Annotated in this window: 13 protein-coding genes; 5 read left to right on the top strand and 8 right to left on the bottom strand. The window is 70.2% G+C overall.

Going from position 1 to position 15,551, the window contains the following annotated elements:
• Window positions 1–135 precede the first annotated feature (135 nt).
• From ACGFSA_RS18035 to ACGFSA_RS18025, 3 genes are all read right to left on the bottom strand, one after another.
• Window positions 136–957, bottom strand: a complete 822-nt coding sequence (locus tag ACGFSA_RS18035; protein WP_393305249.1) for a DsbA family protein — start codon at window positions 955–957, stop codon at window positions 136–138.
• A gap of 44 nt (window positions 958–1,001) precedes the next feature.
• The gene (locus ACGFSA_RS18030; RefSeq protein WP_393305247.1) at window positions 1,002–1,733 is read right to left on the bottom strand and encodes a hypothetical protein; all 732 of its coding nucleotides are present in this window, start codon (window positions 1,731–1,733) and stop codon (window positions 1,002–1,004) included.
• Between the two features lie 66 nt (window positions 1,734–1,799).
• On the bottom strand, window positions 1,800–3,125 hold the full coding sequence (locus tag ACGFSA_RS18025) for a DUF2252 domain-containing protein (protein ID WP_393305245.1): 1,326 nt from the start codon (window positions 3,123–3,125) through the stop codon (window positions 1,800–1,802).
• 170 nt (window positions 3,126–3,295) lie between these two features.
• Here ACGFSA_RS18025 and dnaE point away from each other — a divergent pair, with 170 nt between their 5' ends.
• Window positions 3,296–6,832, top strand: coding sequence for a DNA polymerase III subunit alpha (gene dnaE / locus ACGFSA_RS18020; RefSeq protein WP_393305243.1), 3,537 nt, complete (start codon window positions 3,296–3,298; stop codon window positions 6,830–6,832).
• Between the two features lie 89 nt (window positions 6,833–6,921).
• On the opposite strand, the gene ACGFSA_RS18015 is transcribed toward dnaE, so the two are convergent.
• Entirely contained in the window at window positions 6,922–7,101 is a 180-nt protein-coding gene (locus tag ACGFSA_RS18015; RefSeq protein WP_393305241.1) for a hypothetical protein, read from the bottom strand.
• Window positions 7,102–7,324: 223 nt separating this feature from the next.
• On the opposite strand from ACGFSA_RS18015, the gene ACGFSA_RS18010 reads away from it, so the two are divergent.
• The 4 genes from ACGFSA_RS18010 to ACGFSA_RS17995 all read left to right on the top strand — a co-directional run bounded on the left by ACGFSA_RS18010 (window position 7,325) and on the right by ACGFSA_RS17995 (window position 11,331).
• Entirely contained in the window at window positions 7,325–8,590 is a 1,266-nt protein-coding gene (locus ACGFSA_RS18010; RefSeq protein WP_393305239.1) for an NYN domain-containing protein, read from the top strand.
• 93 nt (window positions 8,591–8,683) lie between these two features.
• Window positions 8,684–9,658, top strand: coding sequence for an ABC transporter ATP-binding protein (locus ACGFSA_RS18005; protein WP_393305322.1), 975 nt, complete (start codon window positions 8,684–8,686; stop codon window positions 9,656–9,658).
• A 184-nt stretch (window positions 9,659–9,842) separates the two neighbouring features.
• Window positions 9,843–10,571 (top strand): ABC transporter permease, encoded by a 729-nt coding sequence (locus tag ACGFSA_RS18000; RefSeq protein WP_393305320.1) that lies wholly within the window; start codon window positions 9,843–9,845, stop codon window positions 10,569–10,571.
• 34 nt (window positions 10,572–10,605) lie between these two features.
• On the top strand, window positions 10,606–11,331 hold the full coding sequence (locus ACGFSA_RS17995) for an ABC transporter permease (RefSeq protein WP_393305237.1): 726 nt from the start codon (window positions 10,606–10,608) through the stop codon (window positions 11,329–11,331).
• A gap of 22 nt (window positions 11,332–11,353) precedes the next feature.
• Here ACGFSA_RS17995 and ybaK read toward each other — a convergent pair whose 3' ends face one another.
• The 4 genes from ybaK to ACGFSA_RS17975 all read right to left on the bottom strand — a co-directional run bounded on the left by ybaK (window position 11,354) and on the right by ACGFSA_RS17975 (window position 15,507).
• On the bottom strand, window positions 11,354–11,863 hold the full coding sequence (gene ybaK, locus ACGFSA_RS17990) for a Cys-tRNA(Pro) deacylase (protein ID WP_393305235.1): 510 nt from the start codon (window positions 11,861–11,863) through the stop codon (window positions 11,354–11,356).
• Window positions 11,864–11,880: 17 nt separating this feature from the next.
• Window positions 11,881–12,630: an LON peptidase substrate-binding domain-containing protein gene (locus ACGFSA_RS17985; protein ID WP_393305233.1), complete on the bottom strand. Its 750-nt coding sequence runs from the start codon at window positions 12,628–12,630 to the stop codon at window positions 11,881–11,883.
• A gap of 5 nt (window positions 12,631–12,635) precedes the next feature.
• Window positions 12,636–13,673 carry a hypothetical protein gene (locus ACGFSA_RS17980; RefSeq protein ID WP_393305231.1) on the bottom strand — a complete coding sequence of 346 codons (1,038 nt, stop codon included), beginning with the start codon at window positions 13,671–13,673 and terminating at the stop codon, window positions 12,636–12,638.
• 232 nt (window positions 13,674–13,905) lie between these two features.
• Window positions 13,906–15,507, bottom strand: a complete 1,602-nt coding sequence (locus ACGFSA_RS17975) for an oxidoreductase (protein WP_393305229.1) — start codon at window positions 15,505–15,507, stop codon at window positions 13,906–13,908.
• Window positions 15,508–15,551: the final 44 nt, after the last annotated feature.

Genomic DNA, 15,551 nt, shown 5'->3' with positions numbered 1-15,551 from the left:
GGAGACCACGTCGGGGCGAGAGGGGGCGGAGAATGGTGCCGACTGGTCACGGAGGGAAACCCTGCCGACCGGTATGGCGAACGGGCGGGCGAACCACGGAAGTTCGCCCGCCCGTAAGGAAACCGCTGCCGGTTGTCAGCCCTTCAGTGCCTTGTCGATCGCGGTGTTGAAGTCGGCCACCGTCATCGGGGCGTTGTCGCTGCCCTCGCTGGTGAGCGTCTTGCCGTCCATCTTCAGCGTCGGGGTGCCCTTCACGCCGCTCTTTTCGAACGCCGCGGACATCTTCATCGCCCAGTTGTCGTACGTGCCGTCGTTGACGTCCTTCTGGAACGCCTTGTTGTCCTTCAGCTCGTTCACCGTGTTCGCGACCTTGATCAGGTACGAGTCCTTGGCGAACTTGTCGTCGGTCTCCTCCGGGTGGTACTTCGCGGAGTAGAGCGCGAACTTGTAGTCGAGGAATGCCTGCGGGCTGACATTGAGTGCGGCGCCGAGTGCGCTCAGCGCGTTCTTGGAACCCACGCCGTTCATGGAGTTGTCGCCGTCGATGAACGTGGCGCCGATGTACTTGACCTTGTACTTGCCGGCGTCGACGTCCTTGTGGATCGTCTCGCCGACGGTCTGCTCGAACTGGCCGCAGATCGGGCAGCGCGAGTCCTCGTACAGTTCGAGGGTCTTCTTGGCGGTCGGCTTGCCTATGACGACGGTCGTGCCGTCGGTGCCCGACGTGTTCTTCGGCGCGGTGACGTTCTTCGCGTCCGCCGCCGCCTCCCAGTGACCGGGCTTGTTCAGCTGCATCACGGCGTAGCTGACGCCGCCGACGATCGCCAGCACGGCGACCACCGAGACGCCGACGATCACCTGCTTGCGGATCTTGTCCTTCTTGGCCTGGCGCTCGCGCTCCGCGCGCAGCCGCTCACGGGCGGCTGCCTTGTTGGCCTGGCTGTTGCGCTTGCTCATGGCTGTTTCTCCGTGGTGTGTGGGTTGTCAGGAACTGTCCGGGCTCAGGCGGTGGCGCAGGCCGAGCGAGGCGGTCCCCTCCGTCCCACGGAGTGCACGAGGAGTCGGGCGTGCGCGAGCAGGTGCGAGCGGTACGGGGCGGGCCGGGCGGCACGCCGTACGGAGCGGCGGACCGTACCCGCAACGGCAACCGCGATCAGCAGCGGCCGGAACGCCGTGGCGGCGACCGCCCGCAGCAGACCGGCGAGCGCGGACTCGCCGCGCCGCAGCCACGCCGCGGCCAGCAGACCGACCGACACATGGGCGGCCAGCAGCAGCCACGGCACAGCGGGACCGGGAGAGGCCAGCAGGGCGGCGACACCATGTCCGGCACCGGTCACGGAGGCGAGCGGGGTGCCGGCCGCGCCGACCCCGCCGAGCTGCGCCCCACCGGTACCGACCTCGCCGCCGCCGCACAGGACATCGACGCCGACCGAACGCAGCGGACCCGCGATCGGGCCGCCCGCCGCTCCGTAACAGAGGTGCTGGCCGGTGGTGAAGACCGTGTCCGCGGCCAGCTCCAGCGGCACCAGCAGCCCGGCGATCGCGCCGAAACCGCGCTCCCGGCCGGCCAGCGCGTACGCCGCGGCGAAGACCAGACCGGCCAGCCCGCCGACCACGGTCAGCGGCAGTGGAACCTGGGAGAGCACCACATGGGACGCAGCGGAGAGCGTCACGACAAGCGCTGTGAAGAGCGCCGCGCGCACGACTCTGAGCTGCGTCCCGGATATGTCCATCGCCCGAGAGTGTGCCATGTGAACCTGTCAGCGCCGCCTAAAGGGGGTGTGGCACCGCGAGGGGACCTACAGCCCCGGGATGCGGCCGTTGCGGAAAAGATCCACAAAGATCTGGTGGTCGACGCGGGCCCGGGCGCCGTAGCTGTGGGCGAAGTCCACCAGCAGGTCGGCGAAGCCCTCCTCGTCCGCCGCGATCGCCGCGTCGATCGCCCGCTCCGTGGAGAACGGCACCAGCGAGTGGCCGCTCTCGTCGTCCGCGGCGGAGTGCATCGTCGCCGTCGCCCGGCCGAGGTCGGCGACGACCGCCGCGATCTCGTCGGGCTCGTCGATGTCGGACCAGTCCAGATCGACCGCGTACGGAGACACCTCGGCGACCAGCTGTCCGGCCCCGTCCAGCTCGGTCCAGCCGAGCCACGGGTCGGCGTGCGCCTGCAGGGCGCGCTGGGAGATGACCGTGCGGTGCCCCTCGTGCTGGAAGTAGTCGCGCACGGCCGCGTCGGTGATGTGCCGGGAGACCGCCGGGGTCTGCGCCTGCTTGAGATAGATCACCACATCGTTCTCCAGGGCGTCGCTGTTGCCCTCCAGAAGGATGTTGTACGAGGGCAGCCCGGCCGAGCCGATACCGATGCCGCGACGGCCGACGACGTCCTTCACCCGGTACGAGTCGGGGCGGGTCAGGCTCGACTCGGGCAGCGTCTCCAGATAGCCGTCGAACGCCGCCAGCACCTTGTAGCGCGTCGCCGCGTCCAGATCGATCGCGCCGCCGCCGTCCGCGAACCGGCGCTCGAAGTCCCGGATCTCCGTCATCGAGTCGAGCAGCGAGAACCGGGTCAGCGACCGGGCGTCGCGCAGCGCGGCCAGCAGCGGCCCCTCGGCGGTGTCCAGCGTGAACGGGGGCACCTCGTCGTTCTTCGCGCCTGTTGCGAGCGCGTGGATCCGCTCGCGGTAGGCCGCCGCGTAGACCCGGACGAGCTCACTGATCTGGTCGTCGCCCAGCGCCTTCGCGTAGCCGATCAGGGCGACGGAGGCGGCGAACCGCTTGAGGTCCCAGGTGAACGGGCCGATGTACGCCTCATCGAAGTCGTTCACATTGAAGATCAGCCGGCCGTTCGCATCCATGTACGTGCCGAAGTTCTCCGCGTGCAGATCGCCGTGGATCCATACCCGGCCGGTCTGGTCGTCCAGGTACGGCCCGCCGTGCCGCTCCCGCCCCAGGTCGTTGTAGAACAGGCACGCCGTGCCCCGGTAGAAGGCGAACGCCGAGCCTGCCATCCTGCGGAACTTGACCCGGAAGGCGGCCGGATCGGCGGTCAGGAGCTGGCCGAAGGCGGTGTCGAAAACCTCGAGAATCTGCTCCCCGCGCTGCGCTGCGCCGGTCTGCGCTTCCGACATGTCTGGGTGCCTCCTGGTACCTGGCGTGCATGGACAAATGGGACGGGCGTCTCCGTCCCCTCAACGCGCGACGCTACCCGGGAGTGCCCCTCGGTTGTCAGACCGGAGACGTAGACTTCCACGCTGTCCCCCCAGTCCGTCATTGCCTGTTTCCCCGGAGGCCCGGCGCCGTGACCAAGCCGCCTTTTACGCACCTTCACGTCCACACCCAGTACTCGCTGCTGGACGGTGCCGCGCGGCTCAAGGACATGTTCGCTGCCTGCAATGAAATGGGCATGTCGCACATCGCGATGACGGACCACGGCAACCTGCACGGGGCGTACGACTTCTTCCACCAGGCGAAGAAGGCCGAGGTGACGCCGATCATCGGCATCGAGGCCTACGTCGCCCCGGAGTCGCGCAAGCACAAGCGGAAGATCCAGTGGGGCCAGCCCCACCAGAAGCGCGACGACGTCTCGGGTTCGGGTGGCTACACCCACAAGACGATCTGGGCGGCGAACAATACCGGTCTGCACAACCTCTTCCGGCTCTCCTCGGACGCGTACGCCGAGGGCTGGCTGCAGAAGTGGCCGCGCATGGACAAGGAGACCATCGCCCAGTGGTCCGAGGGGCTGATCGCGTCCACCGGCTGTCCGTCCGGCGAGGTGCAGACGCGGCTGCGGCTCGGCCAGTTCGACGAGGCGGTCCAGGCGGCCTCCGACTACAAGGACATCTTCGGCGAGGGCAAGTACTTCCTGGAGTTGATGGACCACGGCATCGAGATCGAGCGCCGGGTCCGTGACGGACTCCTCGAAATCGGCAGGAAGCTCGACATCCCGCCGCTCGTGACGAACGACTCGCACTACACGTACGCCAGCGAGGCCACCGCGCACGACGCGCTGCTCTGCATCCAGACCGGCAAGAACCTCTCCGACCCCGACCGTTTCCGGTTCGACGGCACGGGCTACTACCTCAAGACGACGGACGAGATGTACGCCGTCGACTCCTCCGACGCCTGGCAGCAGGGGTGCGCCAACACCCTGCTGGTCGCCGAGCAGATCGACACCAGCGGGATGTTCGAGAAGCGCGACCTGATGCCGAAGTTCGACATCCCGGACGGCTTCACCGAGGTCACCTGGTTCCAGGAGGAGGTCCGGGTCGGCATGAACCGGCGCTTCCCCGGCGGCGTCCCCGAGGACCGGCAGAAGCAGGCCGAGTACGAGATGGACGTCATCATCCAGATGGGGTTCCCGGGATACTTCCTCGTTGTCGCCGACTTCATCATGTGGGCCAAGAACAACGGCATCGCGGTGGGCCCCGGGCGTGGCTCCGCGGCCGGTTCGATCGTCGCGTACGCGATGGGCATCACCGACCTCGACCCGATCGAGCACGGACTGATCTTCGAGCGGTTCCTCAACCCCGAGCGTGTCTCCATGCCCGATGTCGACATCGACTTCGACGAGCGTCGGCGCGTCGAAGTGATCAGGTACGTGACGGAGAAGTACGGCGCCGACAAGGTCGCCATGATCGGTACGTACGGCAAGATCAAGGCCAAGAACGCGATCAAGGACTCCGCCCGCGTCCTCGGCTATCCGTACGCGATGGGCGACCGGCTCACCAAGGCCATGCCCGCCGACGTCCTCGGCAAGGGCATCGACCTCTCCGGAATCACCGACCCCAAGCACCCGCGGTACAGCGAGGCGGGCGAGATCCGGGGGATGTACGAGAACGAGCCGGACGTCAAGAAGGTCATCGACACCGCCAAGGGTGTCGAGGGGCTGGTCCGGCAGATGGGTGTGCACGCCGCCGGCGTGATCATGTCCAGTGAGCCCATCGTCGACCACGCCCCGGTCTGGGTGCGGCACACCGACGGCGTCACCATCACGCAGTGGGACTACCCGCAGTGCGAGTCGCTCGGCCTGCTGAAGATGGACTTCCTCGGCCTGCGCAACCTCACGATCATGGACGACGCCATCAAGATGGTGAAGGCCAACAAGGGCATCGACCTGGAGATGCTCGCCCTTCCGCTGGACGACCCCAAGACGTACGAGCTGCTCTGCCGCGGTGACACCCTCGGCGTCTTCCAGTTCGACGGCGGTCCGATGCGTTCGCTGTTGCGCCAGATGCAGCCCGACAACTTCGAGGACATTTCCGCCGTCTCGGCCCTGTACCGGCCGGGCCCGATGGGCATGAACTCGCACACGAACTACGCCGAGCGCAAGAACGGCCGCCAGGAGATCACCCCGATCCACCCGGAGCTGGAGGAGCCGCTCAAGGAGACCCTCGGCCTGACCTACGGCCTGATCGTCTACCAGGAGCAGGTGCAGAAGGCCGCCCAGATCATCGCCGGGTACTCGCTCGGCGAGGCCGACATCCTGCGCCGCGTGATGGGCAAGAAGAAGCCCGACGAGCTGGCGAAGAACTTCGTGCTCTTCCAGGCGGGCGCCAAGAAGAACGGCTTCTCCGACGCGGCGATCCAGGCGCTGTGGGACGTACTGGTCCCGTTCGCCGGGTACGCGTTCAACAAGGCGCACTCCTCCGCGTACGGACTGGTCACGTACTGGACCGCGTACCTCAAGGCGAACTACCCCGCCGAGTACATGGCGGCGCTGCTGACCTCGGTCAAGGACGACAAGGACAAGTCCGCGGTCTACCTCAACGAGTGCCGCCGCATGGGCATCAAGGTGCTCCCGCCGAACGTCAACGAGTCCGAGTCGAACTTCGCCGCCCAGGGCGACGACGTCATCCTCTTCGGGCTGACGGCCATCCGTAACGTCGGACAGAACGTCGTCGACTCGATCATCCGGTGCCGCAAGGCGAAGGGGAAGTACAGCAGCTTCCCCGACTTCCTCGACAAGGTCGAGGCGGTGGTCTGCAACAAGCGGACCGTCGAATCACTGATCAAGGCCGGCGCCTTCGACGAGATGGGTCACACCCGCAAGGGCCTCGTCGCCCACCACGAGCCGATGATCGACAACGTGGTGCAGGTCAAGCGCAAGGAGGCCGAGGGGCAGTTCGACCTCTTCGGCGGCGGCGAGGAGGACAGCGACGAGCCGGGCTTCGGGCTCGACGTCGAGTTCTCCGACATCGAGTGGGAGAAGTCGTACCTGCTGGCCCAGGAGCGCGAAATGCTCGGGCTGTACGTCTCCGACCACCCGCTCTTCGGTATCGAGCACGTGCTGACCGACAAGTCCGACGCGGCGATCTCCCAGCTCACCGGCGGCGAACACGCCGACGGGGCGATCGTCACCATCGGCGGCATCATCTCCGGACTCCAGCGGAAGATGACCAAGCAGGGCAACGCCTGGGCCATCGCCACCGTCGAGGACCTGGCCGGTTCCATCGAGTGCATGTTCTTCCCGGCCACGTACCAGCTGGTCTCCACCCAGCTCGTCGAGGACACCGTCGTCTTCGTCAAGGGACGGCTCGACAAGCGCGAGGACATTCCGCGGCTGGTCGCCATGGAGATGCAGGTCCCCGACCTCTCGTCGGCCGGGACCAACGCACCGGTGGTGCTCACCATCCCGACGGTCAGGGTCACCCCGCCGATGGTCGCCCGCCTCGGCGAGGTGCTCAGCAACCACCGTGGCAACACCGAGGTACGGATCAAGCTCCAGAGCCCCCACAAGACCACCGTCCTCCGGCTCGACCGGCACCGGGTCCAGCCCGACCCGGCGCTCTTCGGTGACCTGAAGGTGCTGCTCGGCCCGTCCTGCCTGGCCGGCTGAGCGGCCGCCGCAACACACGAGAGAGGCGCCCCGCGATGCGGGAGCGCCTCTCTCGGCTACCGGCCTGTGGCCGGACCGGAGTTGACCGGTCAGTTGTGGCCGAAGCGCCGCTGATGTTTTCGGGCAACATCAGCAGGGCTGCCCTGGGCTTGCGACTGGGACTGGGTCTGCGACTCGTAAGCCGTCGACTTCGTCTCCTCCGCGCCACGCTCCGGTATGGACGCGCGGTTCTGCTGGCTGCCCTGCTTGCGGTTCTTGTTCTTGGCCATGGTGTTCCTCCTGTGCGGAATCTCGGGGCCAGGACCGCTGTCAGATTCACATACCGGCATATACAGCGCATGTTGGATCATTACCGTGCGTAGCGAGGGGGTATCATGCGCCGTTTTCCGCTTCCGCCACGCCGATGATCGAGTTCCGGCCGTCAACCCTCGCGCCGTCGGGCAGACTTCGAGGAAACCCTGAGCAGAACCCATTCCCGAATTCTGGAAGAGGGTGGAACGCGTGGACCGTTGCGTCGTCCTGGTGGACGCCGGCTACTTGCTGGGCGCAGCCGCGAGTCTGCTGGCGGGAGAGCCCGCCCGTTCCCGCATCACCGTCGACCATGCGGCGCTGATTCAGGGCCTGCGCGAGCGAGCCGAAGCCGATACGGATCAGCCGCTGCTGCGGATCTACTGGTTCGACGGCGCCCCCGACCGCGTACCGCAGCCCGAACACCGCAGACTGCGCGTCATGCCCAGGGTGACCGTGAGGCTCGGTGCGCTCACACGCAGTGACGGGCGTTGGGCGCAGAAGGGCGTCGACGCCGCCATGCACGCCGAACTCACCGAACTGGCCCGGAACCGCGCCTGCTCCGATGTCGTCCTGGTGACCGGCGACGGCGATCTGCTGCCGGGACTGATGTCCGCGAAGGAACACGGCGTGGCTGTCCATCTCTGGGCCGTGCAGGCCGCCGACGGCGACTACAACCAGTCCGAGGACCTGGTCGCCGAGGCCGACGAACGCCGGGTGCTCGACCGGGCCTGGATCACCCAGGCCGTGCGGGCCAAGGACAACGGCGGCAGCTGCGCCCCGCCCCCCGCACCCCGCCCCGAGATCGCCGCGATCCTCTCCGCGCCGCTGCCCGAGGCGGCGCTCGCCGCCTCCGCCGAACGCGCCTCGGAGGCCCAGGCGGCCGCCGCCCGCAGCGGCGCGGCGGCGCCCACCGGCGAGGACGCCGCGCAGGCCCCGGCCGCGCACGGCGGCAAGGGCGTCCCCACCCCCAAGGATCTGGCGGGCACTCTGCGCGGCCCCGGCACCCCGATCGCCGCCGCGCAGCCCGCGGCGCAGCCCCCGGCGACCGCGACCCTGCGCTGGTCCTCCGACAAGGGCTGGATGGAGCGCGGCGGACCGCTCGGCGAACCCGCCGAGACCGCCTCGCTGCCCACTCTCGCCCAGCTCACCTCAGCCGAGCAGCGCTGGGCGGACCGTGAGGAGGACATCACCACGGTCGGCGGTGACCCGTTCGAGGTGGGTCAGGTCTTCGCCCGGCGCTGGATGGAACGGCTGCCGGAGACCGTCCATCTGCAGAAGCTGTCCACCATGTACCCGCGGATCCCACACCGCATCGACGGCGAGCTGCTGCGGTACGCGGCGCGGTTCGGTCTGCTCGCCCACAAGGACGACCAGATCGACGAACACGACCGATACGCGATCCGGGCGGGTTTCTGGCGCGAGATCGACGTACGCGCGGCGGCCGAACACGCTCCCGCCGTGGAGTAGTCCGGCAGCCCGGGCGCAATAAGAGATGTCGACCCCGTACCCTCTTACCTCGTGAGTACGGGCACAGCACAGGCGCAGACGGCGACCGGGACCGTGTGCGCGGTGCGTGATCTGGTCAAGACCTATCCCGCCGCCCGCGGCCGCCGCGGCACACCCGCCACCCCCGAGGTGCGCGCGACCGACGGGATCAGCCTCGACGTCCGACGCGGTGAGATCTTCGGACTTCTCGGGCCCAACGGTGCGGGCAAGTCCACCCTCGTGCGCCAGCTCACCGGGTTGATGCGGCCTGACTCCGGCAGCGTCGAGATGCTCGGACACGACCTCGTGCGCCACCCCGAGCGGGCCTCCCGGCTGATCGGCTACCTCGGGCAGGAGTCCACGGCCCTCGACGAGCTGACCGTTTCGCTCGCCGCCGAGACCACCGGGCGTCTGCGCGGACTCGCGGTACGGGAGGCCCGCGCCGGGCGCGACGCCGTACTCGAAGAACTCGGCCTCACCGACATCGCGGCGCGCCCCCTGAAGAAGCTCTCCGGCGGGCAGCGGCGGCTCGCCTGCTTTGCCGCCACCCTGGTCGGGGAGCGGCCGGTCCTCATCCTGGACGAGCCGACGACCGGGATGGACCCCGTCGCCCGGCGCGCCGTCTGGGCCGCCGTCGACCGGCGCCGCGCCGAGCACGGTACGACGGTGCTGCTGGTCACCCACAACGTCATCGAGGCCGAGACCGTCCTCGACCGGGTCGCCGTCCTCGAACGCGGCAAGGTCATCGCCTGCGACACGCCCACCGGCCTCAAGGAGCGGGTGGCGGGCGAGGTCCGGGTCGAGCTGGTGTGGCGCGACCGCGCGCCGCTGGACGTTCCCGAGGTGGCCGCGCTGCGGGAGTCCGCGCAGAAGTCGGGGCGCCGCTGGGTGCTGCGGCTCGGGCCGGACGAGGCGCGGGCGGCGGTCGCCGCGGTGACCGGCGGGGCCGCGTTCGCCGCACTGGACGACTTCACTCTGGCGACGCCGAGTCTGGAGGACGTCTACCTGGCGCTCGGCGGGGACGCTACGCAGGGGCTGGTGAAAGCATGACCGCGGCGATCGGGTACGGATGTACGGCCGGGCAGGGACCGAACGGGAGCAGCACCAGGTGACGAGCATTGTTCCTGCGGACGCGGCCGGTGCTCGAACGACGGCGGGAAGCGGTTCTCCCGCCGAGGCCGGGACCGAGGACCGCCTCGGTGGCGTTGTCGCGCCGCTCGCGCCGCGGGCGCGGCTGTTTCCCTCGCTCGCGGCCGTCTACCGCGCCCAGCTGTCCCGGGCCAGAGTCGCCCGGATCCCGCTGCTCTTCGTGGCGACCTTCCAGTCCGTCGGGATCATGATCCTGATGCGCGGGGTCGTCGACGGCGGCTCCGAGGCACGGGCTGTCGTCGCCGGATCCAGCGTTCTCGTCGTCGCCTTCGTCGCGCTCAATCTGCTCGCCCAGTACTTCGGGCAGCTACGGGCCGGCGGCGGGCTCGACCACTACGCCACCCTGCCGGTGCCGCCCGCCGCGGTGGTGCTCGGTGCGGCGGGGGCGTACGCCTCCTTCACGGTGCCCGGCACGATCGTCACCGCGGTCACCGGGAGCGTGCTCTTCCAGCTGCCGATGGCCCATCTGTGGGTGCTCGTCGCCGTCATTCCGCTCGCCGGGGCAGCGCTGTCCGGGCTGGGCGCCGCGCTCGGACTGCTCGCGCCCCGGCAGGAGCTCGCCACACTGCTCGGACAGCTCGGCATGTCGGCGGCGCTGCTGCTGGGGGTGCTGCCGGCCGGCCGGATGCCCGCGCCGATCGGCTGGGCGCGCGATCTGCTGCCCTCGACGTACGGCGTCGAGGCCCTGTCGCGGTCGTTCGACGCCCATCCCGACTGGGCGGCCGTCGTCCTCGATCTCGCCGTCTGCGCCGTCGTCGGTGTCCTTTCACTGGCCGTGGCGACCTGGGCGTACCGCAGGGCAGCGGTCCGGTGAGGCGCGGCACAGGGGCGCCTGGCACGATGGCACGGTGACCGCACCTCTGACACCGCCCGAGCAGCCCTCGCCCAATGACCACTGGCAGACGCCGCCGAAGGACGGTGGCTCCGGTCCCGGGACCCTCCTGGGGTCTCAGGAGGAGCGCGATCCGCGGGCGGATCTGCGGCGGGCGGCCGTGGTCGCCGTCCTGCTGACGGTGGCCGGCCTCGGACTCGGACTGCTGTGGCTGTGGCTGTCGCCGCGGGTCCCGCTGATCTCCGACAGCCATGCGGTCTTCCTCAAGGACAGCGAGGGCGAGGAGGCGATCGGGAGCGACGGGACGTTCGTGCTGCTCGCGCTCGCGTTCGGGGCGGTGTCCGCGGCGCTGACCTTCTGGTTCCACCGACGTGGCGGGATCGCGCTGGTGGTGGGGCTCGCCCTGGGTGGGCTGCTCGGGTCGCTGGTGGCCTGGGGGGTGGGCGTCTGGCTCGGACCGGAGCGTGATGTGGTCGCCCATGCGCGGGAGGTCGGCAAGGGTGTGGTGTTCGATGCGCCGCTCGACCTGCATGCGAAGGGTGCGTTGCTGGCCTGGTCGGTGGCGGCGATGGTCGTTCATCTGGCGCTGACCGCGGCGTTCGGGCCGCGGGATCCGGAGCCGGAGTGGGGAGTCTGGGGGGTGCCGGGGGCTGGGCCGGGGGGTGCGGGCTCGGCGGGGCCGTCGTCTCCGCCTCCGTCCTCGCCTTCGTCCTCGCCTCCGACTGAGCCGCCCCTGGGCTGAGAGTGCCCCGGGGCCGCGTGCGTTACGCCCGGCCGATGGCCGCGAACACCGCCCCCGTCAGCGAAGCCAGATCCGTCGGGGCCAGTTCCACCTCCAGGCCGCGGCGGCCCGCCGATACGCAGATCGTCTCGTGGGACTGTGCCGACTCGTCCAGCACCGTCGGCAGCCGCTTCCGCTGGCCCAGGGGGGAGATGCCGCCCCGTACATAGCCCGTCGTGCGTTCCGCCGCCGCCGGGTCCGCCATCGCGGCCCGCTTGCCGCCGACCGCCGCTGCCAGGGCCTTCAGGTCCAGGGAGCCGGCCACCGGGACGACCGCCACGGTCAGGGTGCCGTCCACGTCGGCCACCAGAGTTTTGAAGACCCGGTCGGGGGAGACGCCCAGCGCTTCCGCCGCCTCCTCACCGTACGAGGGGGAGGCCGGGTCGTGCTCGTAGGCGTGGGTCGTGAAGGGGGTGCCCGCCGCAGTCAGGGCGACTGTCGCCGGAGTGCCGCCGGAGCCGGACTGCTGGTGCTTCTTCGGCTTCTTTGCCACGGGGCAGGGTCCTCGCATCAGTTGGGGTGGGTCGGCGCCCTGGTCAGGTCGACTGCGGGCAGGGACGGCAGGTGCCGGAGGACGGCCGTCTCGGAGCGCAGGAGCATCAGTTCCTCGCGCAGGCGGGTCGCCGTGTCCGGGGCCTGCAGCAGTCGCTGCTTCGACGGGATGTCGAGGACCGCGGCGGCGGCCACCAGGTACGAGACGACCGACGGGTCGTCCGGCAGTTCCGCGCCCGTCGTCAGGGAACGCTCGCTCGCTCCGGCCAGTCGCTTCTGGTAGCTGCGGAACGCCCGCAGCACGCCCTCGGCGAGCGCGCCCGCCTCGTCGCCGGCGTCCTCGTCGAGCTCTTCGACCTCGGCTGTCAGGTACGGGCCGCTCGCGTCGACCGAGAGCAGCTTGACCCGGGTGGTGCCGGTCACCAGGGCCTCGAAGCTGCCGTCCGCGCGTTCCCGGATCTTTGCCGCGTCCGCGACACAGCCGACCCGGTGGAACGTCTGGATCGGGTCGGGGCCGAAGCCGTCCGCGGGACCGCGCTCGGCGGTGGAGGGCACCGTGGTGGCGTCCGGCATTCCGGCGCCGGTGGGAGCGATCTCGCGGCCGTCGCGGATCGCCACGACGACGAAGCGGCGCGGTTCGTCCTCATCGGTCTTCAGCAACTCGCGCATCATGGCGCGATACCGCTCCTCGAAGACGTTGAGCGGCAGCACGAGGCCGGGGAACAGCACCGCGTTCAGCGGGAAGAGGGGCAGACGAGCGGTGGTCACAACGGTCAAGCGTAATGGCCGCGCGACCCGCCGTGGTCGGCCCGGTACCGCAAAGGCATCCCGGATGCCACCCGGAGGCGTACCCCGTCCCGCGCGTCCAGGAACCGGCCGAGCGGATCGTCGGAGACCGGCGACCACGGGAACGACGTCGCATGGGGTCCGATCAGCCGGAACTGTTCCAGCGCCTCGTCCCAGCGACCCCGGACGATCAGTACGTACGCCAGCAGATTGCGGACCTCGGCCGGCCACGGATCACCCGGCTCGTACGTGGCGGACAGCGCGATCGCCAGATCCGCGGCCGCGTCGATCCGCTCCTCCAGCACCGATGTGGTCCGTGCCCCGGGGCCGGCGCTCAGCAGCGCGAACGCGGCCCGCACCGGCAGCGCCTGCACCAGCGAGTTGGGCAGCGAGTCCTCGGCGGCCTGTTCGGCGAAGTCGAAGCACTCGCGGTGTGAGCCGTACCAGGCGGCGGAGAGGTACTGCAGCGCCGCGACATGGCAGCCGTAGTGGTGCGAGGAGCGCCGGACGGCCTGTTCCCACAGCGCCTCGAAGACGGTGTGCGGGGCATGCGTGCCGCGGGCGTGGTCGAGCGCGAGCCGCCAGGGCACCGGGTCGCGCGGATCGCTCTCGGCCGCCGCGGTGATCAGTGGTGCCACGTCGCGCAGCTGCTCGGCGCGGGTCGGCGACTCCCAGGCCCGCCGGACCGCCAGTTCGGCCTTGACGAGCAGTGCGTCCGGGTCGTGCGGGGCGGCGTCGAACCAGTCGGTCAGCCAGCCGTCGCGGTGGCGGGCGAAGGTGGCGAGCCGGCCGAGGTAACGGTCGCGGTTCTCCCATTCGGCGGCGTCCCGGGTGGTGGCGAGGAGCTTGGCGGCCGGCTCGTACTCCCCGAGGGCGGCGGCGACGAGCGCGGGGGAGAGCCGTTCGTCGGGGGCGTCGAGCAGCACCGCATCGTCCGCAGGCAGTCCGGCGGACAGCTGTGGCGCGTGCCGGATCATGCGCGCGGTACGGAGCAGGGCGCGAAGGAATGACATGGTGCAGATCATTGAAAAGCGCTGGTCGAGGCGGCGCCAGTGGGGCACTGTGAAGCTTTGGTGCCGAGTGCATGGGTTGCCCTGGGCAGGGTCAATGAAGAGTAAAGGATGGGGTTGAATCCGGTTTGATTATTTTGCTCCGGTGGTTGGTGTCCGTGCCGGTCGGCCGGGGGAGACCGGTCGTCGGAGTGTCCGCCGGGCCCTTGTCCGCGGACCGAGGGCGGCCCGTCCCGGCCGTGCCCGGTCAGCCGCGGCGCAGCAGCCGGGACGCGCCCGCCGCCACCGTCGTGGCCAATATCCACCCCAGCAGCACCAGCGCGGCCGCCGCCCACTGCCAGCCGCCCTCCATCCGCCAGTACCCGTCCTGCCCGAGGTTGATCACGGGCACCAGCAGATCCAGCGCGTACAGCGCCGCGTTCCACTCCGGGTGCTCGTCCCGCTTGATCGCCGTCGGCTCGTACTGCGAGAAGGCCACTGTCCCGGCCGCCCACAGCACCGCCATCCACACCGCCGCCCGCCCGGGCCGGTAGCCGTACGCCACCGTCCAGTCCTGCAGGATCCCCCACAGCTTCGCGGCGGGCGGCAGCGTCTCGCGCCGGCGCCGCTGCTTGGCGAGCAGCACCTCGCGGGCGTCCGCGTCCTCCCCGCAGTTGCGCAGCACCGTCGCCAGCCGTTCGTACGGCTCCGGTACGTACTCGGGGGTCGACGCCGCCAGCCACTCCAGGCGGCGGGAGAGCGGGAAGTGCCCGTACGGGACGAGGTTCTCGTAGACGAAACCGCCCATCGCGAGCCCGCCCGGCCCCGGCCAACTGGTCGACACGTCGATCAGCGTGACGACCTTCGCGCCGTTGAGTACGACCCGGCCCTCCTCCGGGCGCTCCGCGTTGAACCGCAGCTCCGGGGCGACGATCCGGCGCAGCGACAGTTCCTCGCCGGGCGCCAGCACGAACCTGGCCTTGTGCAGGTCGACCGCGTCACCGAACCGCCCGTCGTCCAGCCGCACCCCGCCGCGGCATTCGAAGACCTGCGCCCGGGTGCCGTGCGCCGGGGCCTGGGTCATGACGATGCCGTACGGGGGAGTGGCGCCCAGGTTTCCCGTGTCGACGCTGACCCACGCCTCGGTCATGTACAACGTCCGCTCCACCGTCAGCTGCGGGGCGTTCAGTGCGCGCCGGCCACGCCCCGCCCGCAGCCGGCTGCCGCGAAGACTCAGCGAACCGCCGACCTTCGCACCGCGCAGACTCAGCTCGCCACGTGTCTCGACCATCTCCGCCTGCAGGTCCTGCGCGACCGTCAGACCGTCCCCGGCGAGCGCCCGGCCCTGCCGGTCGGCCCCGAGCTCGATCTGGTTGAGCAGCAGGTCGGTGCCGATGTGGGCGTCGGTGAGCCGGATCCCGCGCTCGATCCGGCAGCGCGGCAGATGCAGATCGCCCTCGGTGCGCAGCCGTGCCGCCTCCAGCCGCGGCACCGCGCAGCCGACCATCCGCAACGTCGTGAAGTGACACTCCGGCAGAACCACCTCCTCCTCGAAGCGGCAGCCCGTCAGCTCCACGTACGGAGCGACACGTCCGCCCGCGAGATCGAGTGTCCCGGTGATCCGTACGCCCCGGAGCTTCAGTGCGGCGACCCGTCCCGGCCGGGCGGGCGGCCCGCTCAGCAGGAGCCGGGCGACGACACGGGCGTCCACACTGCGCTCGGCGCCCCAGACCGTCGGCGCGAACGGGTCGTCCCGCATCGGGGCGCGGGCGCGCAGATCGTAGGTGCTGCCGTTCCGGAACGCCCGCCACATGCCCAGTTCCGCCGCGCCGAGGCTGTCCGGGATCTCGCTGTCCTGCGGTTCGGTCACCGGGGCCCCTTCCGCTTGCAGCTGTTATTCCCTCTGTGTTCCCT

Origin of the sequence: Streptomyces sp. NPDC048496, from assembly GCF_043200055.1 — a bacterium.
In the GTDB taxonomy this organism is placed as follows: Bacteria; Actinomycetota; Actinomycetes; order Streptomycetales; family Streptomycetaceae; genus Streptomyces.
Note: the sequence above shows the minus strand (reverse complement) of the source record. Positions and strands in the feature narration are given on the sequence as shown.

What these genes read in the sequence shown, in the direction of transcription:
- ACGFSA_RS18015 (WP_393305241.1), bottom strand. Translation starts at nt 7,101, where the DNA reads ATGGCCAAGAACAAGAACCGCAAGCAGGGCAGCCAGCAGAACCGCGCG.
- ACGFSA_RS18035 (WP_393305249.1), bottom strand. Translation starts at nt 957, where the DNA reads ATGAGCAAGCGCAACAGCCAGGCCAACAAGGCAGCCGCCCGTGAGCGG.
- ACGFSA_RS18030 (WP_393305247.1), bottom strand. Translation starts at nt 1,733, where the DNA reads ATGGACATATCCGGGACGCAGCTCAGAGTCGTGCGCGCGGCGCTCTTC.
- ACGFSA_RS17980 (WP_393305231.1), bottom strand. Translation starts at nt 13,673, where the DNA reads ATGATCTGCACCATGTCATTCCTTCGCGCCCTGCTCCGTACCGCGCGC.
- ACGFSA_RS18025 (WP_393305245.1), bottom strand. Translation starts at nt 3,125, where the DNA reads ATGTCGGAAGCGCAGACCGGCGCAGCGCAGCGCGGGGAGCAGATTCTC.